This is a genomic window from Rickettsia aeschlimannii, from assembly GCF_047973405.1.
In the GTDB taxonomy this organism is placed as follows: domain Bacteria; phylum Pseudomonadota; class Alphaproteobacteria; order Rickettsiales; family Rickettsiaceae; genus Rickettsia; species Rickettsia rickettsii.
This window is the reverse complement of the sequence record NZ_JBFQGO010000003.1, coordinates 29,429-55,873: the sequence shown is the minus strand read 5'-3', so window position 1 is coordinate 55,873 and position 26,445 is coordinate 29,429. Positions and strand designations below refer to the sequence as shown.

Genomic DNA, 26,445 nt, shown 5'->3' with positions numbered 1-26,445 from the left:
ATCTCAGGAATCTTGCCTGAGATTGCTTCGTCGACACCCATTGCGTCTGCTCGTAATGACGAAAAACCAAAACAAACAAATAAAACAGGAATTTCTAAAATGGATGAAATGAATAAAATAAATTATGCTGAGGCCCTTGAATATCATGAAAAAGATAAGCCTGGTAAGATCGCTATTTCTGCAACAAAGTCTTTAGTTACTCAGCAAGATTTATCACTTGCTTATTCCCCAGGGGTTGCGGTTCCTTGCCTTGAAATTGCTAAAAATTTAGAGGATGTATATAAATATACTGCTCGCGGTAATTTAGTTGCCGTAATCTCTAACGGTACTGCCGTACTTGGGCTTGGTAATTTAGGAGCTGCCGCTTCAAAACCGGTGATGGAAGGTAAAGCGGTACTATTCAAAAAATTTGCTGATATTGATGCAATTGACTTGGAAGTGAATACAGAAGACCCTGAAGAATTTATTAATGCCGTGAGGTATCTCAGTTATAGTTTTGGGGGTATTAATCTTGAAGATATTAAAGCTCCGGAATGTTTTATTATAGAAGAAAAATTAAAATCTTTAATGGATATACCGGTCTTTCATGACGATCAGCATGGAACGGCGATTATTACCGCCGCAGGGCTAATAAATGCTGCGTATCTTACTAATCGCAAGCTTGAAGATTTAAAAATCGTAGTTAACGGAGCAGGTGCAGCTGCTATTGCTTGCATTGATTTATTAATTGCTCTTGGAGCCGATAAATCAAAGATTATTGTATGTGATACTAAAGGCGTTGTTTACAAAGGACGCCTAGAAGGTATGAATAAATGGAAAGAGCTATATGCAAGTGATACCAAGTTTAGAACTTTAGCGGAAAGCTTAAATAACGCTGATGTATTTATAGGGTTATCGGTGAAAGGGGCAGTAACTAAAGATATGGTGAGTAGAATGGCAAGTAATCCGATTATTTTTGCTATGGCTAACCCTGATCCGGAAATTACTCCGGAAGATATAAAACTTGTGCGTGATGATGCGATTATAGCAACAGGGCGATCTGATTATAATAATCAGATTAATAATGTTATGGGATTTCCTTATATTTTTAGAGGAGCATTAGATGTAAGAGCTAAGACTATTAATACGGAAATGAAAATAGCTGCAGCAAAAGCCATTGCAGATTTAGCCCGTAGACCTGTACCGGAAGAGGTGTATAAAGCTTACTCAGGGCGTAAGATGGTTTTTGGTAAGGAATATATCATTCCCGTACCGTTTGATCCTCGTTTAATTACCGTAGTAGCAGCGGCGGTTGCGGTTGCTGCAATAGAAAGCGGCGTTGCTAGGGTTAAAGATTTTAGTATAGGTAAATATAAGAAAGAATTAGGTAGCAGATTAAATCCTACTGCTAACTATATGAATTTCTTAGCTGAAAAAATTCATAATGCACCGCTTAAACGGATTGTTTTTGCTGAAGGTGAAGAAGAAGAAGTAATTTCTGCCGCTCTTATGATGCGAGACAAGAAATACGGTCATCCGATTATAATTGGTCGTGTTGAACGAATTGAGGCCACGTTAAAAAAGATAGGTCAAGATATTAGCTTAGACGGAATTCAAATAATGAATGCGGCCTTAAGCAATAGTTTAGAGAAATATACTGATTATTTATATAAAAGACTTCAGAGAAAAGGTTATTTATACCGTGATTGTGCAAAGCTTGTTAAAACTGATAAGAATATTTTCGCTGCTTGTATGTTAGCATGCGGTGACGGTGATGCTCTTTTAACCGGTGTTACGAAAAGTTATATCGATAGTTTAGAAGATATCATGAAAGTCATTTCACCAAAAACTAATCGTAGCATCCTTGGCTATTCAATTATGATTGCTAAAGATAATAATATTATTATTGCCGATAATTGTATTACAGAATATCCAAACAGCTGGGAACTTGCACAAATAGCAACCCAAACTGCAGAAATTGCTAAAAATATGGGAATCACTCCTCGTGTTGCACTTCTTTCTTTTTCAACATTTGGTAATTCTTCTAAGGCAAAAACAGCTCGTATTCGTGAAGCAGTAAATATACTAGATAATTTTAGCAAAGACAAAGAAGAGCTGAGCGGTATGAAGGTAGATTTTGAATATGACGGAGAGATGTCGGTTAAAGTGGCTTTAGATGGTGATTTACGTAAATTATATAAATTTTGTAGATTATCAGGATCTGCAAATGTATTAATTATGCCTGGTTTAAATTCAGCTGCTATTTCTACTGAGTTGTTACAAGAATTTTCGTCAAACAGCTTTATAGGGCCTATAACAAACGGTTTTGAAAAACCAGTTCAAATACTTCAAGCTACAGCAACAGCTAATGAAATACTAAAAATAGCAACTTTTGCTTGCGTTGAAGCTATAAAAGAGGTTTAATTACTATATTTTTAAAATCAATTAACTTGTGAGAGGTAAAGTGGCGCTGATTACAGAACTTCATAAAAATATACAAGAAATTACAAAAGATTTACGAAAACATGATCCTCAAACACCTGATACCAGTAAAAAACCGTTAGCTTCTAGAGAAAATTTTGAAGATCTAATACATTCTGATTTAGGAAAGCCTGTACGAAATAAACCGCTTGCTTTTGATGAAGAGTTAAAGAAAAAAGTTCAAAGCAGACAAGTAAAGGATTCTTTCGAGCAGCAAACAAAGAGTACAGAAGAAAAAATAGATAATCATGCAAAACGTATAGAAGAATTAAAGCAAAAACAGAAAGAACTAGAAGAGAGGAAAAAGGGGCTTGAAGAAAAAAAAGCTAATTCTAATATTACTAGAGAAGAAAGATGGAAAATCGCTGCAGAATTAAAAGCTATTAATAATCAATTTAAGGCTATAGAAAAAGAACATAATACTATTAATAGTGCTTCCGATAGAGAAAAAAAGTTTGATAATAAAAATAAACACTTAACTTCTACAAAAAGAGAGCCGACAGCTGCAGATTTACAGCAACAAGGAGCATTAGCAGCTATAAAACGTATGAAAGAAGAGAAGATAAAGCAGCAGCAAGCAGAAGTTGTTAATCAATCTTCAAAAAATACTCCAACTATGCCTAGCGGTACTATACCGATGCCGCCTCCAATGCCTGGAAGCGGTATTCCTATTCCCCCATCGCCTCCGCCACCACCTATATCGATTCCAAAAACTATAAAAAAAGAGGCAAGGGATATTGGTAAACAAATGCCTCAAGGAGGAGATAAGCATAAAAAAGAACTAGCAAAAGCTATGAAAGCACGAAGAGAAAAAATAGAAAAGCAAAACTCAGGAAGAGGAAGGTAATTATTATAGTATCATAATGGCTCTTTTTTCAAATTTTATCATAAAATGAGCTGTTAGGCTCTATGAAGATTTCTGAGAAGATTTAATTTTGGTTATTTTTTGCTGCAAATTATAAGATTTTTTTGAAATAGGAGTAGCTATTCTTTCAAAAACCTTATCAATTTTCACTAAAAAATACCTCAAAATAGCAAATTAATTAGAAATCTTCATAGAGCCTAGTGAATTAGAACGATTTTACAATTTAATTGCAGTTTAGCCCAAATTTTATCTGCAGTATATATATAGGATAGCTTGTAATTAATCCTAGGCTAATGCAAGCTCTTGTCACCAAGAGATAAGCCAAATTGTTCTGTTTCTTTCTTTAAGCGTCCAATTTCTATAGCTTGATCAAAATCTAAGGCTACAATTTTATTTATTGAAGCTGAGATCATTTCTTTACTTTGAATAAAAGATATGTTCAATTTTTTATCTAGTTCAGCTACTACTTCTGCTATATTTACTGTAGACATAATAGATAACGGTAATAATTCTTCGACCTTGTCACTACCAGTTTCTGAGTTAAATAATGCAAGTAAAGCAGATCAATCTAAAATATATTTATTCATTATTAAATTCCTTTCTTCTTGGTTCAATTAAAGAGTCAACTAATGATATGTTATCTTTATTTCTAGATTTTATTAATGCTTGAAATTCTTTAATTTTATTTTTTAGAGGAATCAATGTTAATTCTTTATCAAGTGTATTAGCATTAACTGCTTCCCTGAAGCAAGATGTAATTGACCACAAATTTTTGCAGGAATATTTATTCTGCCATTTTCAGATATAGTAACTTTATATTCTAAGTACATATTTTTAAAACGGTTAAAAATTGAATATATACCAAATATAAAATATTATAATTAAAACTACAATAGTAAAATAAATATAAAAGATTTCTATATTGAAATTATGCTGTAGTTGTTCCTGTTTCAAAAAAATCTTATAATTTGTAGACAAAAAGAGTAAAAATAGATTAAATTAATTTTCTTTCACACAGCCTAAATAGTTGGTATTATATATATGATGTTGCCACGAAAAGAAAATATTATATGTCTAATTCAGCTTTTTTAGTTGCATTTTTTACAACGATTATCCGTTATTATGATTATGCTCTATTCGGTTTATCGGCTAGTATTCTTACACAAAATTTCTTACCTAATATAGAGCAGGATAAACAACTACTCGTTTTTTTTGCTATTCTTAGTGCAGCCGTTATAGTACGACCTTTAGGGTCCTTAATTTTTGGATTTATCGGAGATAAATACGGGCGTACTAAATCTATCAAGATATCAATGTTCATGAGTAGCATTTCTACCGGATTAATTGCTATTACTCCTTCCTTTGAGATAATAGGTATTTTTGCTACGGTAATACTAACATTATGTCGAATGGTTTTTTTAGCAAGCCTTGCCGGAGAAGTTGACGGAATAAAGGTTTATGTAGCTGAAAAAACAGGAGATAATCGGAAAAATTTAAATATAGGAATAGTTTCATGCTGTAGCCAAATAGGTGCATTACTTGCGGCTATAGCTTATTATTACGCTAGTAATTCCGATATCCAATATTTATGGCGTTTTAATTTCTTTATTGGTGCAATATTTGGTTTATTTGCTATTTTGATGAGAAATTTTTTTAAAGAAAGTAGCAAATTTTTAAGAACGTCATCAAAAAGTACCTTGCGACAAATTATATGGAATAATAAACTATCCGTTATAATAGCATTACTAATAAACGGTGCTATTGGAGGAGTGTATCACTTTTTAGTAATTTTCTTAGGAGTTTTTTTAACAAAAATAGCTTTTATAAATCATCCTGAAATAAGATTTATGAATATAGCTCTTACTACTACCTATGGAATATCAGCTGTTTTTGCAGGGCTGTTTGCCGATAAAATAAACCCTTTAGGACAGATTACATGGGCTTTATTTGCCAGCATTATTGTTGCTTTAGGAATGCAAATAATGTTATACAAACAAATATTTAATATTCTCTGTCCCGTTATATTAATAGGACTTGCAGCATTTTATGCAGTACCGCTACAAATTATTGTTCAATCCTTATTTAAGACTAATGTTAAAATGAGGCTTTATAGTCTATCACATTCTTTTGGCGGTATTATTCTATCCTCAACTACTCCTTTCTTTAGTATGTTGTTATGGCAAAATTTTAAGTCACTATCTCTAACTTTAAGCTTTTTCATATTTTTGCTTATAATATTAATGAGTACAGTGTTGGTTTTACTTAGGATGTCATCCTCACAAAAGTAAAGCCTTGTTGCATGGCTCGAAAAACCTACTCAGTGTCATCCCAGCAGAAGCGGGGATCTAGAAAAATAACTTCAATATTGATACAGAATTTACATATTTGAGAAAATAAATACATAAAAAACTTGTTTTTTATGTGTTTTACTAGATTTCCGCCTCTGCGGGAATGATATAAACGAGCCATGCAACAAGACCCAAAAACAAGAATCAATTGTCTTAGATATTTCTTCCGTCTTTAACTGCAACCTGTAGGTTTTATGCTAGGACTACCTGAAGATTTGGAGCTTTGCTGTGTTTGTGTCCCAATTTGCTCCGTTTCTTTTGCTAAGTTTTCAAATTTGTCTTTTAAGCTTTTTATATTGCCTTTAGCTTTAAATCGTGAGTTATTTCGTTAATATTCAATTTTTCAGAAGTTGGATGATATATAGGCTCTTTAGATTGAGTATGTTTAGAATGTTCTATTGCAAATTTTGTACGAGGTCTTATTAGTTCATTCTCTTTTGCTGTATCTTTCTGTTTTTCTTCCTCCCATTTATCTCATTCCGCCGGTGATGTCCAGTATCTTGTTATTTTACTATCAAAGCCTTGTTCAAATTTGTTTATTAAATTTTTGGTACTATTCTCTTTAATTTCTTTACCTTGATTTTCAAACTTAAAATTTTTCTTAGGAGTTATATAGTCAGATTGAGTATTTTCATGTTGTTTTTCTACAGTCTGTTTCTTTTCTTATGTCCAGTATTTTTTGATTTTGCTGTCAGAGTCTGCTTCAAATTTTGCTATTCTATCTTTTATACCAGTAATTGCTCCTGTAGATATTTTAGGTTGATCTTGGGTTGATTGCTTAATATGTTTCGGAGATGTATTTTTAGATAATTCATAAGTTAAAGATTCTAAATTAGATAAATTCTTTTGAACTTTTTCTATATTGGAATTTAAATATTTTATTTTGGGTCCTTTATATTCTATTATATTTTTTAATGTGGTATTAATTTCTACAAAAGATTCTTTAATCTCTTTATTAAATTTATCGTCATTATTACTTATCTTACTATAATTAGTAGAAATTTTTTGAAGTTTATCTAATATATCATTAATTCTCTTATCTTGTTGAGAAGTTGATACCATACTTGCTAAAAACTCACTTCTTCCTAAATTTCTATTAACATTACTTCAATATAGAGGTATGGTAGAGGCTTTAGTATAATCTTGTGGAAATTTATCGATCTCTTCTTTAAACCTCTTTAAGAACTTTATTGTATCATCGAATATAGGATGAGTATTCCAGGAAAGAGCAGGGGGAGTCGGTATTACTTCCTGCATTGGATGAGTTATTGCCTCAACTTGTTTCGGGGATGTATCTTTAGATAGCTTTTCATTTTGTAGCTCAGATATATAAATCTGCTGCTTCTTTTAATTTATCTAAAACAGCACTATTTGGGGAAGGAGGCAGCATTCCGGTGTCATCCCACTCTAAATCAGTATCAGTAGTTAGCATTCCAGTATCATCCCGCTCTAAAGCGATATTATCGCTTCTATGCTCCTCACAAGGATCAGTTAGCTTATAGTAATTTTTATTTAATAAACGAGGAACACGTGAATTGCCGCTCTTTTCATATTCCTTAATTTCTTCAAATATACCTAGTGTCTTATAAATATTATCTATTTCTTCTTGAGTAAGTCTTTCATTGCTTACTTCTTTTTGTTGGATAGATTTTTGTAGTTCTTTTGTTGCCGTTAACTTATCTTTTGCTGTATTTGAATTTGATATTCGCTTGTGCTAAATCAAGAGCTTCAATTAAATTAGTAGAGCTGCTTTTTCCAAATGTGGTAGATAATTCTTCTTGACTTGAGTCTATTCCTGAATCAATAGAAGAAGATCTAGAAACGGTATTAGATTTATTTGTCTGTTGTACATAAGATTTGCCGGCATCTATTAATATTTTATCAGTGAATTGTGCTAGTTCATTGAATGAATTTTCTAGTTTTGCAAAAAGTTCTGTTGAGGAATGTACTATTGGTGATAACTTAGGTATAGAATTTTCAGGTATAGTTTCTAAAGAAGGAGAATATTTACCTGTTTCTTTTTGTAGTACCGTTTGCGAGATATTATCTGCATGATCTATTAACAACATCTTATATTGTAAATCTAATTCGCTTGAATTATTAGTATTACGGAAGTAATTTTTATTTACTGATGTACTTTTGCTGAGTATATTTTTAGAAGCTTCTATAAGTGCTGTTTCCCCTGTCTCTTCTTTATTTTTTTACTTCTCAAATAAATTTTGTAAACCATCTGAAAAATCCCCGGCATTATCAAGGTATAAAAATTTACTTCTTATAATCTCTTGTGCTTTTTGATTGGAAGCTTGTTGCACTTTTTGTTTCTCTTGCATTACTCCTAGAATGATATTTTTATCTAATGAATTAATCACATCATAAAAATTTTTCATTTGATCTAATTTTTCTCTAGGCTCTTTTATTTTTTGTAATCTCTCTCTTAATTCTTGAAATTTATCCCATTCATGTTGTTCAAGAAAAAATCCCTCTATTTTTGTATTTTTAGTATTAGGGCTTTCTCCGCTACTCAGGATTTTATTTCTAGCTGCCTGTAATCTAGATGGTTGATGAGAGTTGATATTATTAATCAAATCTAAAATTTCTTTTGATGTCTTATTAAATTCTTCATTATTAGTTGGATTTTTGATTATTTCTTCTTTAAGGCTAAGCTCTACTTTTTGTTGACCGTGTGTTATAGCTTGTTCGTTTTTTTGTGAGGTAAGTACTTTTTTATCTTGCTGTATATTTAAGCTCTTTTTCCCTACTTTCTGAACAACTTGTTCCATCAATTGCAGTAGATTAATATTGTCCTTTATTTCTAGTTCTTGCTCATTAGTGATCGGTAATGGATTACTTAGTCTTAATAATGCTGAAAAATCTAAAGGGGGATATGAGGACATCAAGTTGAGCCTTTGTTTTTCTACCTTTTCCGTCTTCCTTAAGCCTTCAACTTTACCAATACTAATAGGTAGATTTTTTAAATAAATTTCTTTACTAGCACCCTGTATATTTTTATCATTTGCTACTTTGAGGTTAGCTTGTTGCTGAGAAACATACGGTCCCGGTGTTCTAGGGTCTCTTTTGTTTATTAGAGCTTCTATAAAATTAGTTGTACGTGTTATAGCTAGTTTATCTATTTCTAAAATATTATTTAAATTAGTATTTTTTATTAAATAAAGATTTCTTATTAGCTGGTCTAATTCATTCTTATGTTTCATAATTTCCCTATATTAATAAAAATAAACCAAAATGTAATACCATTTATGTTCAATTAACAATACTAATAATTAGTATTAATTCAATATTTTAAATCTTGTTGCATTTGTGCTTCAATAATATAATTTTATAATTTATTTTATCGTCTCAATGAGTTTTTTAACTCCCTCGACTGATTTATCAAATAGTGCTTTTTCCTCTGCGGTTAACGGTAGTTCTATTACTTTTAGAACACCTTCTTTACCGATCATAATAGGCACTCCGACATATAAATCATGTACGCCGTACTCACCTTGTAAATGAGCGGCACAAGTTAGAATCTGACGTTTATCTTTTAAATATGACTCAAGCATTTCTATTGCTGAGGCTGCGGGAGCATAATAAGCAGAACCTGTTTTAAGTAATGCAACAATCTCACCGCCGCCGTTTCTAGTACGATCGATTATTTTTTCAATATTTTCATTACTTGATAAGCCCATTTTTATCAAGTCAGGTATCGGCACGCCTGATATTGTAGAATATCTTACAAGAGGTACCATAGCATCGCCGTGACCGCCGAGAACCGTGCTATTAACATTGCTAACCGATACTTTAAACTCTTCAGCAAGAAAAAGATTAAATCTTGATGAGTCGAGTACTCCTGCCATACCGATTACTTTATTGTGAGGCAATCCGCTTTCTTTAAGCATGACATATACCATAACATCAAGTGGATTGGTAATTACTATTACAAAGGCATCAGGAGCGTATTTTTTAACATTTGCTGCAACCGTTTTCATAATACCGGTGTTAATGCTAATTAAATCGTCTCTACTCATCCCTGGTTTTCTTGGTAAACCGGCAGTAATAATTATGGCATCAGATCCTTCAATATCTTTATAGTCGTTTGTGCCTTTTATTTTGATATCAGACCCTGCTATTGTACCAGCTTGCATGAGATCCAATGCTTTTCCTTGCGGTACTCCTTCAGTCACATCAAATAACACGATATTGCCGAGTTCTCTAAGGCTAATTAAGTGAGCAAGCGTACCACCTATGTTACCGCTACCTATTAATGAGATTTTTGGATTTTGTTTCATTACTCCCTCTATAAATATTAAATATGCCTATTACTATATTACAAATAGATTCAAGAAAAAAGAATTTTTAAATTGTATTGTTAATTGGTTAATTCATAAAAATTAACCATTCATATTGACTTTATTAAAATAGATTAATATAATGCTGAGTCGAAAATACCATGAAACATGGAATTTTAATAAAATAACTAAAAAATAATTATGCCTAAAATTTCTAAGTTAATAAATATTTTTAAATCTTGTATAGGAAAGGGGAGTAATACAAAAGAATGTAAAACCGCTCCAGAAATGTTTCATGATTTATGCATTAGTATTAACAATAGTCTTAATAGTAAAACAGTAAAGATGTTAGTTTTGATACGGTAGATAGCCCAGAAAACAAAAGTACCCTACATTGAGGTTACAGGTAATTTTAAAAAAGCCAAAATGTTACTTGAATATGGTGCTACGGTGAATGACTATAAACAGATGGGTGAAGTATTATATTACTGTGGTCTTAACTCAGTAGAAAACAAAATTATTCTTTCACTATTAATGCATAACAATGCTAATACTAATTTTACAAAAGCAAATTTAGTAAGACAATGTAAAGAACCGCATGAAGAGGCAGAGCGGTTAATAAAACAAATTAAAAAAATAGAGGGCTTAATATATCAAAGTAAAGAAGTAGAGACGTTAAGAGTATATGTTGACAGATTACAGAGCTTAAAAAATAAATATGAAAAAGCAAAGGATAGAGTAGCCAAGCTGTTTTAAAAAAAATATTAGATTATATTAAAAATCAATAGAGTGATGGTTTAAAAGCTAAACTTGTTATTACTTGTCAAAATTTAGGGTTAATCGAAGATTATTCGGAAGTAGCTCAAGAAAATGCAGTATATAAGTGCTTGGATGAGGCTTTTGATTGACTTGATCAAGGATTAATAGGAGAGGATGTTCAAAATACAGTAGTTTGATTCATAGCATCAAGCAATTTTTGAAAAGCACTGGTCATTCCTGTTCAGCATTGTATGCATGGAGGGTTTTATGTCATTCCAGCGTAGGCGGAAATCTAGTAAAACCTATAAAAAATTTGTTTTTTTAGGTTTATTTTTTAATAAATAACTTCTATATCGATATTTAAAGTTATTTTGCTAGATCCACGCAACAAGGCTGAGCTAGGAATGACATCGTACGCCTTTTCTGAGTCATGCAACAACGCCTACGTAGCTCATGAAGATTAGGTATCAACGCAAGCAAGCCTTCGCAGGAATGGATATCCTTATCAACGTTGTATCATCTTATTATAATATTTCGATAAAACTTTCACGCCATATAGCCATAATAGACATACGATAATAAAACTAAACATCAATAAACCAGCTATGTCGTTATGTACGGCGTTTGGGGAAATACTAAAGGATATAAATTGAATAATAGCACCTATTGATTTACCGATTTTAGCACCCATAACATCAACTGCAGCTTTACCTTTGGTCTTCATTTCACTATCGAGCGGAATATATACCATTTCTTTAGTAGCATCAAAAAGTGAATATTTTACGGATTTAGAAAGTACATGCCAAAGTCCGCCGATAAAAACTATAACGACAAGCGGCGCACTATAGCCGAGAGTATTTACGATATTTCCTAGGTGATTTTCAAAAACCGTGAATGAAAAGAACATAACACCTGCTCCAAACATCATAATCGGTGTTATAATAGCTCCCCAAAACCAGCCGTATATTCTAATTAAACTACTGCCTAAAAACGCACTAACTAATGTAAGTACTCCCGTCCAAAAAAACACTTTACCGTGATAGGCTATAAAATCCTTTGTAGCGGGATAGAGTTGCTTTACTTTGGACATCCATAATCCTTCTATTAGGCTAATACTTATAGAATAAGACATTACAAGAAGACAAATAAAACCGAGATATCTAGAAGTTAATATTACTTTTGCACTTTCGACCAAGCTTAATTTTAATATATCCGTTCTTTGGTTTTTAAATTTAATACTTTTGTCCGCTTCTACGACTGATTTATCAATAAGTTTATGAAGAGCTAGACAAATTAATCCGGATATTAAAATAACCGTAATAAATGATTTTAAAAGAATTTCATTTGTATCGTTTAGATGAGAAAATAAAGGTAATAAGAAATGCTCACTCTTAGCAAAATAAATAATTACAGTTCCTGAGATGAGTAAATTAGTTTGTCCGAATAAAGTAAAAAATGAGTAAAATCTTGGTGCTTCTTCGACTTTAGTAATTTTATTTGCAAGCTGCCAATATAAAAGAGTAAAGACTATAACCGGCCATAACTCTCCCATAATATAAAATAATACCAAACTCCACTGTCCCCAAATTATTAAAAACCATTTTAAGTAAGGAAGAACAGTGATATAGTGCTTAATTAATTCGGGATCGGGATGAAAAAACTCTCTGTACGGAAATAAAATAAAACCAAAAATTGCGAAGAAAAATAAAAAAGTAACGGTAATTATCCTAAAAACTTGCTCTGTTGTCATAATATTACAGAGTTTAGAATAAAAAATAACAAATAAAATTCCCATCGGCATTTCGCCCCAAAGTTTGATAAAACTCAATACTTCCGAGCTAATTAAGGTAACAACAAAACTATCTTTAATACTACGAACTAAGTTTTGATTAAGTAGAATAAAAAACATTAGTAAAGCCATCGGGATAAACTTGGTTAATTCATACGATCTAATCGGCCATACTATATGTCTAAATTTACTGTTTCTGGCTTTATTCCAAATTGTGAAATTAGAATCTACGCTATCCATTGATTTACTATGAGCTTATTTTTTTAGTACCAGATAGTTTTTAAAAATATTATGTTTTTGCAAGGCTTAGAGCTTTATAGGTCATTCCCGCATATGCGGGAATGACCTCAAACGCTTTTCAGAAACTGTCCGGATATATTATTTTATGCACCCTAGACTATAATAAAAACTATGTCAAGATTTTTTAAAATAGTCTCATATATTGTTGTTAATTACATTTGTTATACTCAATTGCTGCTTTAATAAACTGAATAAATAATGGATGAGCTTCAAAAGGTTTAGATTTAAATTCCGGATGAAATTGTACTCCTACGAACCAACGCAGTGGCGGTAGTTCAATTATTTCTACAATCTCTTCATCTTTTGAAAAACCGCTAAATACTATTCCGTGTTTTTCAAAAATATTTTGAAATTCATTATTAAATTTATATCTATGACGATGTCTCTCATTTATTTCAAGGCTTTTATAAGCATTAGCTGCAATGGTACTTGCGACCAGACTACAGGGATAAGAGCCGAGCCTCATAGTCTTTTTTACATTTTCAATTGTTATTTTTGAGTCTTCACAGTTTTTATTTATTTTCTCAATAATTTTTGTACCGTCTACTTTAAATTCTTCCGTTACTGCATCTTTAATACCGATTAAATTCTGAGCTATTTCGATCGTCGCAAGTTGCATACCGAAACATATTCCAAAAAAAGGTATGTTATTAGTACGGGCATATTTTATTGCTATAATTTTTCCTTTAGTCGCCCGTTCTCCAAATCCGCCTGGTACTAAAATCCCATCTACATCTAATAATTTTTTATTAATATTCTCTTCAGTTAGATTTTCAGCATTTATCCATACTAAATCAATTTTGTATTTGTAATAAATACCTGCATGATCAAGTGCCTCGATTACTGATTTATAAGCATCTTTTAATTTGTGATATTTAGCTATTATAGCGATTCTTACTTTTGAATTAGAATCTTTTAGCCTATTAATTATATCATGCCATTTATCTAATTTAGACGGCATGATATTAATATTAAAAAATTTTAATACTTTATTGTCAAGACCTGAATTATGATATGCAATCGGTACTAAATATATATTTTTTTGATCTATTGCCGGAACAACATACTCAGATTCTATATTACAAAATAAAGCTATTTTATCTATTTCGCCTTTTGAAATGTTACGTTCTGCACGACACACTAGTATATTAGGTGAAATACCTATAGCGCGTAATGCTTTAACTGAGTGTTGGGTAGGTTTTATTTTTAATTCACGGGCGGTTTTAACATAAGGTAATAATGTTAAATGAATAAATAAACAATTTTCGCTTTTTAATTTGTTACCAATTTGCCTTATAGCTTCAAAAAACGGTAGACCTTCAATATCACCGACTGTACCGCCTATTTCACAAATAATAAAATCAAAACCCTTGGTGTTTGAAAGTATAAAATCTTTTATTATATTTGTAACATGCGGGATGACTTGAACAGTAACGCCGGCGTAATTTCCTAAACGTTCATCTTTAAGTAATTTTGAGTATATCGCACCTGTTGTGATGCTATCAAATTTGCATGCGGCAACTCCGGTAAAACGTTCATAATGTCCAAGATCTAGATCGGTTTCTGCTCCGTCATCGGTTACATATACCTCACCATGTTCGTGAGGATTCATAGTTCCCGGGTCAATGTTAAGATAAGGGTCTAGTTTTCGTACACTTACTCTAAAACCTTTCGCTTGCAATAGCATAGCAAGAGATGCTGCCGTTAGACCTTTACCGAGTGATGAAACAACGCCGCCGGTAACAAAAATGAAATGTACCATTATTATAAACCTAGTTTACTAATATTTTCGTAAAATTTTACTGCTTTTTTTAAGTCTTCTTCCGTATCTACGGAAATAGGAACATTCTCAACTAAACATGTACCTATAGTCATGCCGTTTTCAAGGGCACGTAATTGTTCTAAACGTTCTGTTTTTTCTAAAAAAGTTGGCTTAAGAGATACAAATTTTTCTAAAGCGTTTTTGCGAAAACCATACATGCCTACATGATATAAAAATTCTTCTGCACCGTTTGGGATAAGACTACGCGAAAAATACAACGCTGTCCCCGCCGAGTCAACCGCTACGGTAACATTACTACTAGCTTCCACTGATTCCCTATCTACTTTTATTATCGGTGTAACAATATCGTATTCGCTGTTTTTTAAATATTCTATAATTTTCAAAATAGAGCTAGGTTCAATAAAAGGCATATCTCCCTGTACATTAACTATGTAATTAATGTTTTGATTATTTGGAATTAATTTAAAAGCTTCATAAGTACGATCAGTACCGGTTGAGATAGCACTATCCGTGAATATTACTTTTCCTCCGACTTTTTTAATAACGCTTGCTATCTCTTCCGAGTCGGTCGCAACATATGTATGCTCAAGAGCAGTTTGATTTACTTGTTTGAATACCCGCTCGATTAAAGTTATAGAGCCGATAAGCTGCAGCGGTTTTTGTTTAAGCCTAGTTGAACTTAGCCTTGAGGGGATAATTATAGCTACGTCCTGATGCTGCATAAACTTCCTACATTTAAATTAAAAAATAATTGTTGACAGATTAGCCTTTTTCGGCGATAAAGTAAAACATAATTTTTGAATATATGCAATATATTTAAGAGCTCGTAGCTCAGTTGGTAGAGCATTTGACTTTTAATCAAAGGGTCCCGGGTTCGAATCCCGGCGAGCTCACCATACTTCTGCACTGTGGGTTTGTAGCTCAGCTGGTTAGAGCACACGCCTGATAAGCGTGAGGTCGGAAGTTCAAGTCTTCTCAAACCCACCATTCAATCCGCTACAACAAAATCTGTATTATCATAATTATAAATTAAGGTGATTATTTATTAATATTGCTATAGTTAGGATGATATTGTCAAACTAAGGTTTAGATTATGAAAAAATACAAATTTACTGAAAAAGAACAAGAAATACTAGATTATTTTGAACAAGATGAGCTTTTAGAGTTACCTAAAAAAGCACTAGAGAGCCAAAAAAATATAGCTAAAATTGCCGCAGCTAATTTTTTTAAAAAATCGGAAAGAATTAATATTAGATTGCCGTTATATGATTTAAATCATATAAAAAGAATTACAACACAAGAAAGAATGCCTTATCAAACTCTTATTGCTAGTGTTTTACACAAATACGCGTCCGGATATTTAAAATTAGATAAACTTAGTTAATCAATACTTTTTTTATATAAATAATATTTTTTCTCAATGAGTCTTTTTAGAGGTAGAAAAAGGTTAGAGGGTAAATTATCAAGAGCAAACCACTACCAGCTTTCTACTTTATGAGGCTCAAAATTCTGTAATTCATGCTCATTTAAACAATGAGCTTTAAGGAAAATCAAGGCGTAATGCTTTTATTCTTTTTCAAAAATATCGTTAGTTACCGCTATAAATTGTGGGTTTTCAATGATCAGATTTGTTTCTTCTAAAACTTCACGGATAGCACATTCTTTAAATGTTTCTCCAAATTCCAAATGTCCACCGACACAGGAGCATAACTAGACTCACCATGGGAACTAATACGTTTACCTAATAAAATTTCATTCCTGTTATTAAAGATTAAAATACCGATACCGATGCGTAGGTGGTTAGTCATATCTAACTATTAACTCTTGATTGACTTATTAATATCGTATGTTAGTTTTTAAAGCAAATAAAAAAATATTGCTTATTTAAATAACGTGAGCTATTTGTAGATTATATTTAATATTTACCTGTAGTTATGAATTCTACCAATCAATTACAAAATAATAGCTTAACTAATTCTTGGCTTAAGCTTGGTATTTTATCCTTGGGATTTGCGGGTTTATATTCAATTATTTTGGTGGTACTACGTACCCCGCAATTATCAAGCTTTTTCCCAAATCCGCATATTTTCAAATCTGCTTTAATTATTCATGTTAATTTATCGGTATTGATTTGGTTATTGTCCGTTACGGCTAGTGTTTGGGGGAGTGAAACGTCATTGCGAGGAGAGGCAAAGCCTCGACGCGGCAATCTCATGAAACAATACAAAATTCCTGAGATTGTCACGCTCTCTACGTTCGCTCGCAATGATGTGTTTCGCCTTTACCCCAAACTTGCTTTTCTAGCTACTCTTCTAATCGCCATCTCCCCAATAGCCGGGCATAATCCGGTGATGAATAATTATATACCGATGCTTGAAAATATCGTATTTATTTTGGGGTTAAGCTTATTTGGTGTTACGTTGCTATTGTACGCTATAAATATTTTATATTTCTTCGATTGGACGAATTTAAATAGTCTAGTTAATTTTACCGTATTATCGACTATTATAATGTTTATTTTAAGCTTTGTTTGTTTTGGATGGTCTTATAATGGCTTGCAAAACATCATTCAAATTATTCCAATCGAGATAGAATTTTATTATGAATTACTTTTTTGGAGCGGAGGTCATTTACTGCAATTTATATATACTCAAATATTAATATTTATTTGGGTTAGTTTATTTGGAGAGTTAATAGGTAGAGAATTAAAATTTCAAAAATTCTGTCTTTTCGTACTTTATTTAAATTTTATTTTCGGAATTCTTACACTTTTCGGTCATATATTTTATGATATTATCGATGGAGCCTTCAAAGTATTCTATACAAATCATATGAAATATCTAGGCGGCATTGCTCCTGTTTTATATTTAATAGGTATGGGGGTTGAGTTGGTGTGGGTATTTGTCATCCCGCGACTTGATCGTGAGATCCAAACAAAATATCAGAATAATGTTATAGATCTCGCGATCAAGTCGCGGGATGACACGGTTACAATAAATGATAGAGTAATCAAAACCATCTTACTTTGCTCTATTACTTTATTCTTACTTGGTGGGCTTATAGCAATGAATATCACAGGTATAAATGTAGCAATTCCTGCTCATTATCACGGGTCTATAGTAGGGATTAGCATTGCTTGTATGGGGTGTAGTTATTTGGGTATTGGGAGGTATCAATGTCATTGCGAGCGACTAAAAAGAGCGTGGCAATCTCATGAGGTAATACAAAAACTCCCTAGATTATTGCCGCGTCGGTACTTCGTGCCTCCTCGCAATGACAATATTATTAATTTTATATTTTACCTCCTAACATTCGGGCAGATTCTGCACATACTAGGTCTAGCATTCGCCGGTGGTTATGGTGTTATGCGGAAAGACCCCAATAGTGTAATGCCGATGTCAGCTAAGCTATTAATGGGAATGATGGGCGGAGGAGGGTTTATTGCTATAGTAGGCGGCTTGATGTTTGTATATATTTGTGTTAGAGTAATGTTTTTTAAAAGTATAAAACTAGCACATGAGTAAACCAACTATAGAAGAAGCTAAAGAGGCAGTAAGAACGTTACTAAAATTCATTGGTGAAGATCCAAGCAGAGAAGGGCTGCTTAAAACGCCTGATAGAGTAATTAATAGCTACGCAGAAATATTTTCCGGTTATGGAAAGGATGTAGCAAAAATATTAAATACCAAGTTTTATGAAACTTGTAATTTTCAAGATTTTATCTTACTGAATATAAAATTTACCTCTTTCTGTGAACATCATATATTACCTTTTTACGGTACAGTAGATATAGCTTATGTTCCTGATAATTGTATTGTCGGCATAAGTAAGCTAGCACGAATAGTAAATATTTTTGCTAGAAGACTACAAATCCAAGAAAAAATGACGGTACAGATAGCAGAAAGTGTGCAGGAGAATTTAAAGCCGCTTGGCGTTGCCGTTAAGATTTCTGCCGTACATAGCTGTATGTCAATGCGTGGCGTAATGCAAGATAATAGCGTTATGAATACCATGCATTATATGGGTATATTTGCCGAACAGCAGAAATATCGTCATGAGTTTTTAAACCTTACTGCTAAAAGGTGATACGTTATTAATGTCATTTCTGCGGAAGCGGGAATCCAGTAATTTTGTCATACCGCGACTTGATCGCGGTATCCAGAAAAAAATTTAAAAAAACTGGATCCCGTGATCAAGCCACGGGATGACAAAATTACTGATTATAAATATAGCAAGAAAGTAAATAAAATATGTTATTATCAAAGTATTTTGTACCTGTGTTAAAGGAAGAGCCAAGTGAAGCTCAAGTAACTTCGCATAAATTAATGCTTAGAAGCGGAATGATTAGGCAGCAAGCAGCAGGGATTTATACTTGGCTTCCGCTTGGCTTAAAAGTATTGAAGAATATCGAGAATATAGTACGCTTAAATATGAATAAAGTGGGAGCTTTGGAAATTCTAATGCCTTGTATTCAGCCAGCACATTTATGGATGGAATCAGGACGTTTTGATAATTACGGTAAAGAAATGCTGAAATTTCAAGATCGCCACGATAATACTTTACTATTCGGTCCTACTAACGAAGATATGATTACGGATATTTTTCGTCATAATATTAAGTCATATAAGGATTTGCCGAAAAATCTTTATCATATCCAATGGAAATTTCGTGATGAGATTAGACCTCGTTTTGGTGTTATGAGAGGACGAGAGTTTTTAATGAAAGATGCTTATTCTTTTGATATAAATGAAGAAAATGCCGTTAAAACCTATAATCAAATGTATAAGGCTTATATCAATGCTTTCAGGGATTTAGGCGTGTTTGCTATCCCTGTTATTGCCGATAACGGTCCGATCGGTGGCAATTTAAGCCATGAGTTTCATATAATCGCTGAAACTGGTGAAAGTACTATTTATTACGATAAAAAATTTAAGACATTAAAAGATAATCCTGATATTGATGTAGAGGAAATTAAAAGTTGGTACGCGGCAGCTGAAGAAAAACATGAAGTAAATAAATTACCTATATCTGAACAAGAAATAACCAGCAGTAAAGGAATAGAAGTCGGGCATATTTTTTATATAGGCTCAAAATATTCGGTTAATATGAATGCACTTATTAATGATGAGCATGGTAAACTAACTCCTATAGAAATGAGTTCTTACGGCATAGGCATTTCAAGGTTAGTTGCGGCTATCATAGAAGCAAATTGCGATGAGAAAGGTATCATATGGCCTTCTAGCGTTGCTCCTTTCAAAGTTTCTCTAATTAATTTAAATATTCATGATAGTAAATGCGTAGAGCTTGCGGAAATGGCTTATAAAGAGCTATCAGATAAAAATATAGAAGTGTTATATGACGATACCGAAGCACGTCCAGGCAGTAAATTTGCAACGCATGATCTTATAGGCTCACCTCATCAAATTGTAATTGGTCCTAAAAAAGCCGCAAATAATATTGTTGAATTAAAAGATCGTAAAAGTGGTGTTATAGAAGATATTAAGGTAGGTAGTCTAATGAGTGTATTGTAAAATAAAGAGATATACGTCATTACGAGGAAATTGCATAGCAATTGATGAGGCAATCTCAGGAGTTTGTTATTATTTCATGAGATTGCCACGCAGTCTACCGCTGTTCGCAATGATGATTTTGGAGTCATGCAATAAGGCTAATACCCTATGGGAATGATATAGAAAAAATATTCTTTGGAGACAATGATAGTATCATATGATACTATCATATAATGAATAGTAAACAATAGTAAACCGTCTTTTCAAATAACTAATAAAATCTTGGAGTTATCACAAGATATTTCTTATGAGCTTGGTATTTTAGCCGGTAGCAAGCTCAACCTATAAAACTTAAAAATAATCAAATTAAAACCATCCATTCTTCTTTAGCAATTGAAGGAAATAGTTTAAGCGTAGAGCAGATAACCGATATAATAAACGGCAAGCGTGTACTCGTACCTGAAAAAGATATTTTAGAAGTAAAAAATGCTATAAAACTATACAATAATCTAACTATATTTAATCCCTTCAAAATTGAATCATTATTAAAAGCACATGAGATATTAATGCAATGATTAGTAGAAGATAACAGAAAGTGGCGTAAAGGTAATGCCGCTATATTTAAAGACACAGAGATTATACATTTTGCCCCTACGGTAAGTCGTGTATCTTTATTAATGCAGGATTTATTTGAGTTTATAGCACAAGATAAGAAAATTTCTGGAATAGTTAAAGCTTGTATATTTCATTATGAGTTTGAATTTATCCATCCTTTTTCAGACGGTAACGGACGAATCGGTAGATTATGGCAACAATTATTACTAATGCAAGCTAATAAAATTCTTGAGTATATTTCCGTTGAAAGTTTGATAAGGAATAATCAAAGTGAATATTATAGTGTTTTAAGTAAGTGTGATAAGCTTGGTGAATCGACCTTGTTTATCGAGTTTATGCTTGATAAAATAGTTGCAGCATTAAGATTATATAGTAATAATATTACATATGAGGCAAATACACCTTTATCTAAAATGGAATTTGCTAAGGTTAATTTAATAGATCAATGGTTTTCTAGAAAAGATTATATTACTGTACATAAAAATATTTCTACGGCAACGGCTAGTAGAGATTTGTTATATGGTTTAGAGCGTAAACTTTTAATAAGTAAAGGGGAAAGAATCAAACTTATTATAAGTTTGTGTAGTTTTTAATGTCATTCCCGCTTTCGTGTATGAGTGTTAACTTAAGAGAAGAAAAAACCTCTGATGCCATTCCTGCGAAAGCAGGAATCCAGTATTTTAAAGCTTTTTAAAAGCTCGATTTATCTTGCTTTACCCCTAGATTTCTGCTTTCGCAAGAATAACATCATATCACTGATTCAAAAAGAGATTAACATGAAAAATTTTATAAAATATTTGTTTTTTACCGGTCTATATATAGTAGTGGCGATAATAGTTGCTTATATGGTTTTGGCTCAAACTATTCCTAATGATGGGCAGTGTCATATGATGGATAGACCGCTTGTTATTCATTACATCTTAGCAGCAATTATTACAGCTTTACCGATACTAATTTTAATATATAGTAAAAAGAAAAAGTAAATATATGATCGGTAAGTTAAGCGGTAAAGTTGATTCCCAAGGCAATGATTACGTTATAATTGACGTAAACGGGGTAGGGTACTTAGTCTATGCTTCAGGTAAAACTTTAGGTAAACTTGCTGAAGGGGAGTTTTATAAACTATTTATCGAAACCCATGTTAGAGAGGAACATATTCATCTTTACGGTTTTTTGACTCTAGAAGAGAAGAATTTTTTTAATTTGCTACAATCAGTAAACGGTATAGGTACAAGAATGGCTTTATCTATCTTGTCAAGCCTTACGCCTTGGGATGTTCAAATTGCTGTAAATAATGAAGATAAAAATATATTTAAAGCAATATCCGGAGTAGGGGCTAAACTTGCTGAACGTATAGTGCTAGAGCTGAAAGGTAAAGTAGCGAAAATATCAAGCGGTTCAGCTATTATTAAAGATAGCTTAAATATTAAGAATATCACACCCGTTGCAAGTAATGAAGTAATAAAAGCTCTAGTAAATCTAGGATTTTCTAGATTTGAAGCTCAAAGCGCCGTTCAAGGCATCATTACCCAAAATCCCGAAATCTCTATTGATGAATTAATCAAAACAGCCCTGAAAAATCGAAATTCTAATTTTTAGTTGATAAATTAGCAGTCATTTTATATTAATTTTAATTACTAAAATTAATAGGAAAATATATGTCCAAGTTAATAGAATATTTAGAAAAAATACAGGCTGAAGAAATATTAAAAGAGCTAGAGAAAGAGCCTGCTACTTTTTAAGTATTACCGAGGTTAATTTTGTACCACAATCACCACTATTTGCAGTTGCTGTATACTCTAAAATTCCTGAAGATGCTTTAAAATGGGTTATTTAATGCTTTACAAGGAGACGCTACTATAAAGTACTTAAGCACTGATAGTTTTTCGTGGAGTTTAAAATCAATAAAGTTCTTTGCTGAATTTTTTAAAGATCCGCTATGCCGAATTACGACATTAGTTTTATAAATGTTTTGAATAATGTTAATAAGATAGATGTTCTTTTAGATACCTTAAGAGTAAACGGAACGGAACTATAGAAAATATTAAACTAGCTCATAATTATTTAAGAGATAAGGGATTAGATAGATTAATAAATAATTTATTTAAGAAATCTATAAAAAACTTTAGAATTGCAAAATACAAATATAAGATTAGACAATGGAATAATAAATAATTTTATTAAATTTCTTAAAGAATCTAATATTGAAGCTCTTGATATTTCATCAAATCCTATAACACAAGAAAATTTAATAAAATTACTTGAAGATATAAACGAAACAAAAATAAGCGATTTAGATATAAGTGGGATATTTTTTGATAATAATAGATGTTTCTGCCTGATCCTCATTTGTTAAAAATACTAAACTTGCCGGATTGAATTTTTCATTAAGTACAGAAGTAAGCGAGGAATCAAAGAAAGCCTTATCGGATGCTATAAGAGAGAATAAAAGCTTAATTGGATATAATATTTTAGGTTATAAGAATAAGATAGGAATGAAATCTCAAGATAGACAAGAATTGGACGCACAAATTACAGAAATAGCTGATGAAAATAACCTTACTCTAAAAGATGTAGCAGAAGTTTTGAAAAATTATTATGAAAATCCTAATATAATATTATCAAATGAGATATTTGGTCATTATTTTAAGTTATATAAAGGATTAAATAAAAATTACCTTAAAGAAGAATTATAAAACTTAGGCGTCACTGATACAGAAAAATTTTTTGAAACCGTAGATAAACTTAAAGAAGGAGTAACTAGTTTCTGTGAAGAGGGCTAATATAAAAGTCTAAAATAATTTATAGCATAAAACTATTTTTTAGCTATTATTAGTCATTATATTCGATTTAAAATAATGACTAATATATTATCACCTGAAAAAAGTAAAAATGATCAAGAATTGCCGATAAGGCCGTCATATTTGCAAGAATTTGTTGGTCAACAGCAGATTAAAGAAAATCTTTCGGTATTTATTAAGGCTGCAAAATCTCGAAATGAGCATCTTGATCATACTTTATTTTACGGTCCGCCTGGGCTTGGTAAAACTACGCTTGCTAAAATTATCTCTAACGAAATCGGCGGTAATTTTAAATCTACCTCCGGTCCTGCTATACTTAAGGTAGCTGATCTTGCTGCTATTCTTACCAATCTTGAAAGGAACGATGTATTATTTATTGATGAAATCCACCGCTTAAATACTGCCGTTGAAGAGGTTTTATATCCTGCTATGGAAGATTTTGAGCTTGATATAATTATCGGTGAAGGATCTGCCGCAAGGTCAGTGAAAATAACCTTGCCGAAATTTACCTTAATCGGTGCTACCACACGCCTCGGGCTGCTTAGTAATCCTTTGCGTGATAGGTTCGGTATTCCTATGCGGCTAAATTTTTATAATACCGAGGAATTGAAGAAAGTTCTAAATAGAGCAAGTAAACTACTTGATATTGATTTGACAGATTCTGGTTCTGAAGAAATAGCTAAAAGAAGTAGGGGAACGCCAAGAATTGCATTAAGATTGCTTCGTCGTATAAGAGATTTTGCAGCAGTTGACGGTAAATCAAGAGTAGATAAGGAAATCTCTGATTTTGGGTTAAATCGTTTGGAAGTTGATCGCATAGGACTTGATAGCAATGATTATCGTTATCTAAAATTCATAGCGGATAATTATAACGGCGGTCCTGTTGGAATTGAAACGATCGCAGCTGCCTTGTCTGAACAACGTGACGCACTTGAAGAAACCATAGAGCCTTATCTTATACAGATAGGTTTACTACAAAGAACTCCTAGAGGTAGGGTAATCACGATTGCCGCTTTTGAGCATTTGAAAATGCCTGTACCGAATCAATCACATCATCAATTTAATATTTTTAACGAGAATGAATAACAATAATTTAAATGATAACTACACAGCCGTAGATGTTATAAAAAGGCTGATAAAAGATCATGTTAAACCTTACGCAAATAAAATATATTTTTCGATATTTTGTATGGTTGTTGCAGCACTTTGTACGGCAGTGATCGTACATGCGGCTAGACCTATTATTGATAAGGTTTTTTTAACACATGATAAAAAAATGCTTATAATAATGCCTATAGTGCTTACTGTAACTTTTGTTATAAAAGGAATTTCAGAGTATTATCAGAATTATATAATAAAATTTGTTGGGCAGAGGGTACTAAACGATTTACAGATAAAAATGTATAAGCATTTGTTATTTGCCGATATTTCTTTTATTCAAAACCAATCTTCAGGACGTTTAATATCTCGTTTTACTAATGATATTTCTTTGATGCGTGGAGCTGTTTCTAACTTACTTGTTGGATGTGCTAAACATTTCCTAACTGTAGTATGTTTAATAGCAACAATGTTTCATTTAGAACCGCTATTATCTTGCGTAGTTTTTCTTGTTTTCCCTTTAGCTGTTTATCCGGTGCAAAGGATGGGTAGAAAGATAAGAAGAATATTTGCACAGTCACAAGAAGAGCTTGGGCATTATACCTCTCGGCTTGATGAAACATTTCAGTCAATTAAGATTATTAAATCTTTTGTAGGCGAAAAAATAGAAAGTAATAGAGCATCGTTGATTATTAATAATATCTTAGAGTTCTACAAAAAAACATCTAAGCTAGATGCAATGGTTTCACCGATTATGGAGGGTTTAAGCGGTCTTGCAGTTGGAGGGATGGTATGGTACGGAGGTAATCTAGTCCTTGAGGGGAAAAGTACGCCAGGGGCTCTTTTTGCTTTTTTGGCTTCTTTTGCAGCAGCTTATAGACCGTTTAAAAGTTTGGTATCGTTAAATATTAATTTACAAGAAGGAATAGCAGCAGCTAAGAGGGTATTTAGTATTTTGGATACCGAGCCTCTTATTAAAGATCATGAAGATGTTAAAGACGTAGATTTATATAATCCACAAGTTACTTTTGAAAAACTAGCTTTAAGGTTTGAGGGTAAAATAGCTATAAAATATATAGATTTAAGGCTAGAGCCTAATAAAATTATTGCATTTGTCGGGCGTTCAGGTAGTGCTAAGACTTCGCTTAGTAATTTATTAGTGCGTTTTTATGATCCAAATGAAGGAAGAATTTTAATTAATAATCATGATATTAAAGATATTAAGCTTACTTCACTTAGAAGTCAGATTTCCTTAGTTACTCAAGATACTCATTTATTTGATACAAGCGTTGCAGAAAATATAGCATACGGTCAGGAAAACGCTACAAGAGAAGAAATAATTAGAGCAGCAAAATATGCCGATGCTCATGAGTTTATTATGCATCTGCCGAATGGTTATGACACGCAGATAGGGGGGCAAGGGACGACTCTTTCAGGTGGTCAGCGTCAGCGTTTATCTATTGCTAGAGCTTTCTTAAAAGATGCCCCTATTTTAATTTGGGATGAAGCAACAAGCAACTTAGACCAAGCTTCCGAACAGAAAATTCTAGAATCGTTAAAGAAATTACGCCAAGGAAAAACCACTTTAATTATTACGCATCGTTTAAGCAGTATTACCGATCTTGATAATATTATCGTCATGAAAAACGGTGAGATTTGTGAACAAGGAACTCATACACAATTGCTTAAGAATAAAGATGAATATTATAGGTTGTATAATAAGGAGTTAAGAGAAAATGGTTGATTTATAAAGTAAATAGCTTATATTTCTTAATTTTATTAATTATTATTGCAACACTAATATTTTCGTCATTGCGAGGAAATTATG

The 26,445-nt window shown here is 32.2% G+C and carries 20 protein-coding genes, 2 tRNA genes and 8 pseudogenes; 17 read left to right on the top strand and 13 right to left on the bottom strand.

All coding sequences use genetic code 11. From position 1 onward, the window contains the following. Positions 1–99: 99 nt before the first annotated feature. Entirely contained in the window at positions 100–2,403 is a 2,304-nt protein-coding gene (locus AB4K15_RS02755) for an NADP-dependent malic enzyme (protein WP_032074139.1), read from the top strand. 40 nt (positions 2,404–2,443) lie between these two features. Next, the gene (locus AB4K15_RS02750; RefSeq protein WP_032074125.1) at positions 2,444–3,307 is read left to right on the top strand and encodes a hypothetical protein; all 864 of its coding nucleotides are present in this window, start codon (positions 2,444–2,446) and stop codon (positions 3,305–3,307) included. 215 nt (positions 3,308–3,522) lie between these two features. On the opposite strand, the pseudogene AB4K15_RS02745 reads toward AB4K15_RS02750, so the two are convergent. Together AB4K15_RS02745 and AB4K15_RS02740 are read right to left on the bottom strand one after the other, a co-directional pair. Next, positions 3,523–3,912: pseudogene (locus tag AB4K15_RS02745) on the bottom strand (type II toxin-antitoxin system VapC family toxin). Next, positions 3,905–4,155: pseudogene (locus AB4K15_RS02740) on the bottom strand (AbrB/MazE/SpoVT family DNA-binding domain-containing protein). The pseudogenes AB4K15_RS02745 and AB4K15_RS02740 overlap by 8 nt, the downstream one beginning before the upstream one ends. A 240-nt stretch (positions 4,156–4,395) precedes the next feature. Between AB4K15_RS02740 and AB4K15_RS02735 the strand changes: the two are divergent. Further along, entirely contained in the window at positions 4,396–5,613 is a 1,218-nt protein-coding gene (locus AB4K15_RS02735; RefSeq protein ID WP_500224382.1) for an MFS transporter, read from the top strand. Between the two features lie 213 nt (positions 5,614–5,826). On the opposite strand, the pseudogene AB4K15_RS02730 reads toward AB4K15_RS02735, so the two are convergent. The 7 genes and pseudogenes from AB4K15_RS02730 to mdh form a co-directional block, all read right to left on the bottom strand. Further along, positions 5,827–6,012, bottom strand: a pseudogene (locus tag AB4K15_RS02730) (hypothetical protein). Positions 6,013–6,147: 135 nt separating this feature from the next. Next, a pseudogene (locus tag AB4K15_RS02725) lies at positions 6,148–6,534 on the bottom strand (hypothetical protein). Next, positions 6,523–6,735, bottom strand: a pseudogene (locus tag AB4K15_RS02720) (hypothetical protein); the annotation flags it as partial. The pseudogenes AB4K15_RS02720 and AB4K15_RS02725, both read right to left, overlap by 12 nt. A 45-nt stretch (positions 6,736–6,780) precedes the next feature. Next, on the bottom strand, positions 6,781–6,930 hold the full coding sequence (locus tag AB4K15_RS02715) for a hypothetical protein (protein WP_500224379.1): 150 nt from the start codon (positions 6,928–6,930) through the stop codon (positions 6,781–6,783). 419 nt (positions 6,931–7,349) lie between these two features. Continuing rightward, entirely contained in the window at positions 7,350–7,742 is a 393-nt protein-coding gene (locus tag AB4K15_RS02710; RefSeq protein ID WP_500224377.1) for a hypothetical protein, read from the bottom strand. A gap of 132 nt (positions 7,743–7,874) precedes the next feature. Beyond that, positions 7,875–8,885 (bottom strand): hypothetical protein, encoded by a 1,011-nt coding sequence (locus AB4K15_RS02705; RefSeq protein WP_500224376.1) that lies wholly within the window; start codon positions 8,883–8,885, stop codon positions 7,875–7,877. A gap of 132 nt (positions 8,886–9,017) precedes the next feature. Continuing rightward, positions 9,018–9,962 carry a malate dehydrogenase gene (mdh, locus tag AB4K15_RS02700; protein WP_032074127.1) on the bottom strand — a complete coding sequence of 315 codons (945 nt, stop codon included), beginning with the start codon at positions 9,960–9,962 and terminating at the stop codon, positions 9,018–9,020. Positions 9,963–10,388: 426 nt separating this feature from the next. On the opposite strand from mdh, the gene AB4K15_RS02695 reads away from it, so the two are divergent. Further along, on the top strand, positions 10,389–10,718 hold the full coding sequence (locus AB4K15_RS02695) for a hypothetical protein (RefSeq protein WP_048751049.1): 330 nt from the start codon (positions 10,389–10,391) through the stop codon (positions 10,716–10,718). A gap of 508 nt (positions 10,719–11,226) precedes the next feature. Here AB4K15_RS02695 and tlc2 read toward each other — a convergent pair. The 3 genes from tlc2 to AB4K15_RS02680 form a co-directional block, all read right to left on the bottom strand. After that, on the bottom strand, positions 11,227–12,750 hold the full coding sequence (tlc2, locus tag AB4K15_RS02690) for a nucleotide exchange transporter Tlc2 (RefSeq protein WP_500224373.1): 1,524 nt from the start codon (positions 12,748–12,750) through the stop codon (positions 11,227–11,229). Positions 12,751–12,958: 208 nt separating this feature from the next. Continuing rightward, positions 12,959–14,572 carry a CTP synthase gene (pyrG, locus tag AB4K15_RS02685; RefSeq protein ID WP_032074129.1) on the bottom strand — a complete coding sequence of 538 codons (1,614 nt, stop codon included), beginning with the start codon at positions 14,570–14,572 and terminating at the stop codon, positions 12,959–12,961. 2 nt (positions 14,573–14,574) lie between these two features. Beyond that, complete coding sequence (locus tag AB4K15_RS02680) at positions 14,575–15,315, bottom strand: 3-deoxy-manno-octulosonate cytidylyltransferase (protein WP_032074130.1); 741 nt, start codon at positions 15,313–15,315, stop codon at positions 14,575–14,577. A gap of 98 nt (positions 15,316–15,413) precedes the next feature. Here AB4K15_RS02680 and AB4K15_RS02675 point away from each other — a divergent pair. From AB4K15_RS02675 to AB4K15_RS02665, 3 genes are all read left to right on the top strand, one after another. Next, positions 15,414–15,489, top strand: a tRNA-Lys gene (locus AB4K15_RS02675). Positions 15,490–15,503: 14 nt separating this feature from the next. Then, a tRNA-Ile gene (locus tag AB4K15_RS02670) sits at positions 15,504–15,580 on the top strand. A 106-nt stretch (positions 15,581–15,686) separates the two neighbouring features. Further along, the gene (locus AB4K15_RS02665) at positions 15,687–15,977 is read left to right on the top strand and encodes a hypothetical protein (protein WP_032074131.1); all 291 of its coding nucleotides are present in this window, start codon (positions 15,687–15,689) and stop codon (positions 15,975–15,977) included. Between the two features lie 92 nt (positions 15,978–16,069). Here AB4K15_RS02665 and AB4K15_RS02660 read toward each other — a convergent pair. After that, positions 16,070–16,401, bottom strand: a pseudogene (locus AB4K15_RS02660) (nucleotide triphosphate diphosphatase NUDT15). A gap of 126 nt (positions 16,402–16,527) precedes the next feature. Between AB4K15_RS02660 and AB4K15_RS02655 the strand changes: the two are divergent. The 10 genes and pseudogenes from AB4K15_RS02655 to AB4K15_RS02610 all read left to right on the top strand — a co-directional run bounded on the left by AB4K15_RS02655 (position 16,528) and on the right by AB4K15_RS02610 (position 26,361). Continuing rightward, positions 16,528–18,117, top strand: a complete 1,590-nt coding sequence (locus tag AB4K15_RS02655; RefSeq protein ID WP_500224368.1) for a hypothetical protein — start codon at positions 16,528–16,530, stop codon at positions 18,115–18,117. Continuing rightward, positions 18,110–18,679, top strand: coding sequence for a GTP cyclohydrolase I FolE (folE, locus tag AB4K15_RS02650; RefSeq protein ID WP_032074146.1), 570 nt, complete (start codon positions 18,110–18,112; stop codon positions 18,677–18,679). Before AB4K15_RS02655 ends, folE begins: the two co-directional genes overlap by 8 nt. Before the next feature lie 164 nt (positions 18,680–18,843). Then, positions 18,844–20,124, top strand: a complete 1,281-nt coding sequence (gene proS / locus AB4K15_RS02645; RefSeq protein WP_500224364.1) for a proline--tRNA ligase — start codon at positions 18,844–18,846, stop codon at positions 20,122–20,124. A gap of 216 nt (positions 20,125–20,340) precedes the next feature. Then, positions 20,341–21,304 (top strand): annotated as a pseudogene (locus AB4K15_RS02640) (Fic family protein). A 190-nt stretch (positions 21,305–21,494) separates the two neighbouring features. Beyond that, positions 21,495–21,701, top strand: a complete 207-nt coding sequence (locus AB4K15_RS02635) for a hypothetical protein (protein WP_032074148.1) — start codon at positions 21,495–21,497, stop codon at positions 21,699–21,701. 4 nt (positions 21,702–21,705) lie between these two features. After that, positions 21,706–22,317, top strand: coding sequence for a Holliday junction branch migration protein RuvA (ruvA, locus tag AB4K15_RS02630; RefSeq protein WP_032074149.1), 612 nt, complete (start codon positions 21,706–21,708; stop codon positions 22,315–22,317). Positions 22,318–22,849: 532 nt separating this feature from the next. Then, entirely contained in the window at positions 22,850–23,074 is a 225-nt protein-coding gene (locus AB4K15_RS02625; protein WP_032074150.1) for a hypothetical protein, read from the top strand. Positions 23,075–23,213: 139 nt separating this feature from the next. Further along, positions 23,214–23,501, top strand: a pseudogene (locus AB4K15_RS02620) (hypothetical protein). 75 nt (positions 23,502–23,576) lie between these two features. Continuing rightward, entirely contained in the window at positions 23,577–24,605 is a 1,029-nt protein-coding gene (gene ruvB / locus AB4K15_RS02615) for a Holliday junction branch migration DNA helicase RuvB (protein ID WP_032074151.1), read from the top strand. Next, on the top strand, positions 24,598–26,361 hold the full coding sequence (locus AB4K15_RS02610) for an ABC transporter ATP-binding protein (RefSeq protein WP_500224361.1): 1,764 nt from the start codon (positions 24,598–24,600) through the stop codon (positions 26,359–26,361). The genes ruvB and AB4K15_RS02610 overlap by 8 nt, the downstream gene beginning before the upstream one ends. Positions 26,362–26,445 lie beyond the last annotated feature (84 nt).

Bases quoted from the DNA above. Each gene is read 5' to 3' on its own strand.
- AB4K15_RS02735 (WP_500224382.1), top strand. From the start codon at position 4,396: ATGTCTAATTCAGCTTTTTTAGTTGCATTTTTTACAACGATTATCCGT.
- AB4K15_RS02715 (WP_500224379.1), bottom strand. From the start codon at position 6,930: ATGCAGGAAGTAATACCGACTCCCCCTGCTCTTTCCTGGAATACTCAT.
- AB4K15_RS02655 (WP_500224368.1), top strand. From the start codon at position 16,528: ATGAATTCTACCAATCAATTACAAAATAATAGCTTAACTAATTCTTGG.
- pyrG (WP_032074129.1), bottom strand. From the start codon at position 14,572: ATGGTACATTTCATTTTTGTTACCGGCGGCGTTGTTTCATCACTCGGT.
- AB4K15_RS02635 (WP_032074148.1), top strand. From the start codon at position 21,495: ATGAAAAATTTTATAAAATATTTGTTTTTTACCGGTCTATATATAGTA.
- folE (WP_032074146.1), top strand. From the start codon at position 18,110: ATGAGTAAACCAACTATAGAAGAAGCTAAAGAGGCAGTAAGAACGTTA.
- ruvB (WP_032074151.1), top strand. From the start codon at position 23,577: ATGACTAATATATTATCACCTGAAAAAAGTAAAAATGATCAAGAATTG.
- AB4K15_RS02610 (WP_500224361.1), top strand. From the start codon at position 24,598: ATGAATAACAATAATTTAAATGATAACTACACAGCCGTAGATGTTATA.
- AB4K15_RS02665 (WP_032074131.1), top strand. From the start codon at position 15,687: ATGAAAAAATACAAATTTACTGAAAAAGAACAAGAAATACTAGATTAT.
- AB4K15_RS02710 (WP_500224377.1), bottom strand. From the start codon at position 7,742: ATGTTGTTAATAGATCATGCAGATAATATCTCGCAAACGGTACTACAA.
- tlc2 (WP_500224373.1), bottom strand. From the start codon at position 12,750: ATGGATAGCGTAGATTCTAATTTCACAATTTGGAATAAAGCCAGAAAC.
- mdh (WP_032074127.1), bottom strand. From the start codon at position 9,962: ATGAAACAAAATCCAAAAATCTCATTAATAGGTAGCGGTAACATAGGT.
- AB4K15_RS02755 (WP_032074139.1), top strand. From the start codon at position 100: ATGGATGAAATGAATAAAATAAATTATGCTGAGGCCCTTGAATATCAT.
- ruvA (WP_032074149.1), top strand. From the start codon at position 21,706: ATGATCGGTAAGTTAAGCGGTAAAGTTGATTCCCAAGGCAATGATTAC.
- proS (WP_500224364.1), top strand. From the start codon at position 18,844: ATGTTATTATCAAAGTATTTTGTACCTGTGTTAAAGGAAGAGCCAAGT.
- AB4K15_RS02695 (WP_048751049.1), top strand. From the start codon at position 10,389: ATGTTACTTGAATATGGTGCTACGGTGAATGACTATAAACAGATGGGT.
- AB4K15_RS02680 (WP_032074130.1), bottom strand. From the start codon at position 15,315: ATGCAGCATCAGGACGTAGCTATAATTATCCCCTCAAGGCTAAGTTCA.
- AB4K15_RS02705 (WP_500224376.1), bottom strand. From the start codon at position 8,885: ATGAAACATAAGAATGAATTAGACCAGCTAATAAGAAATCTTTATTTA.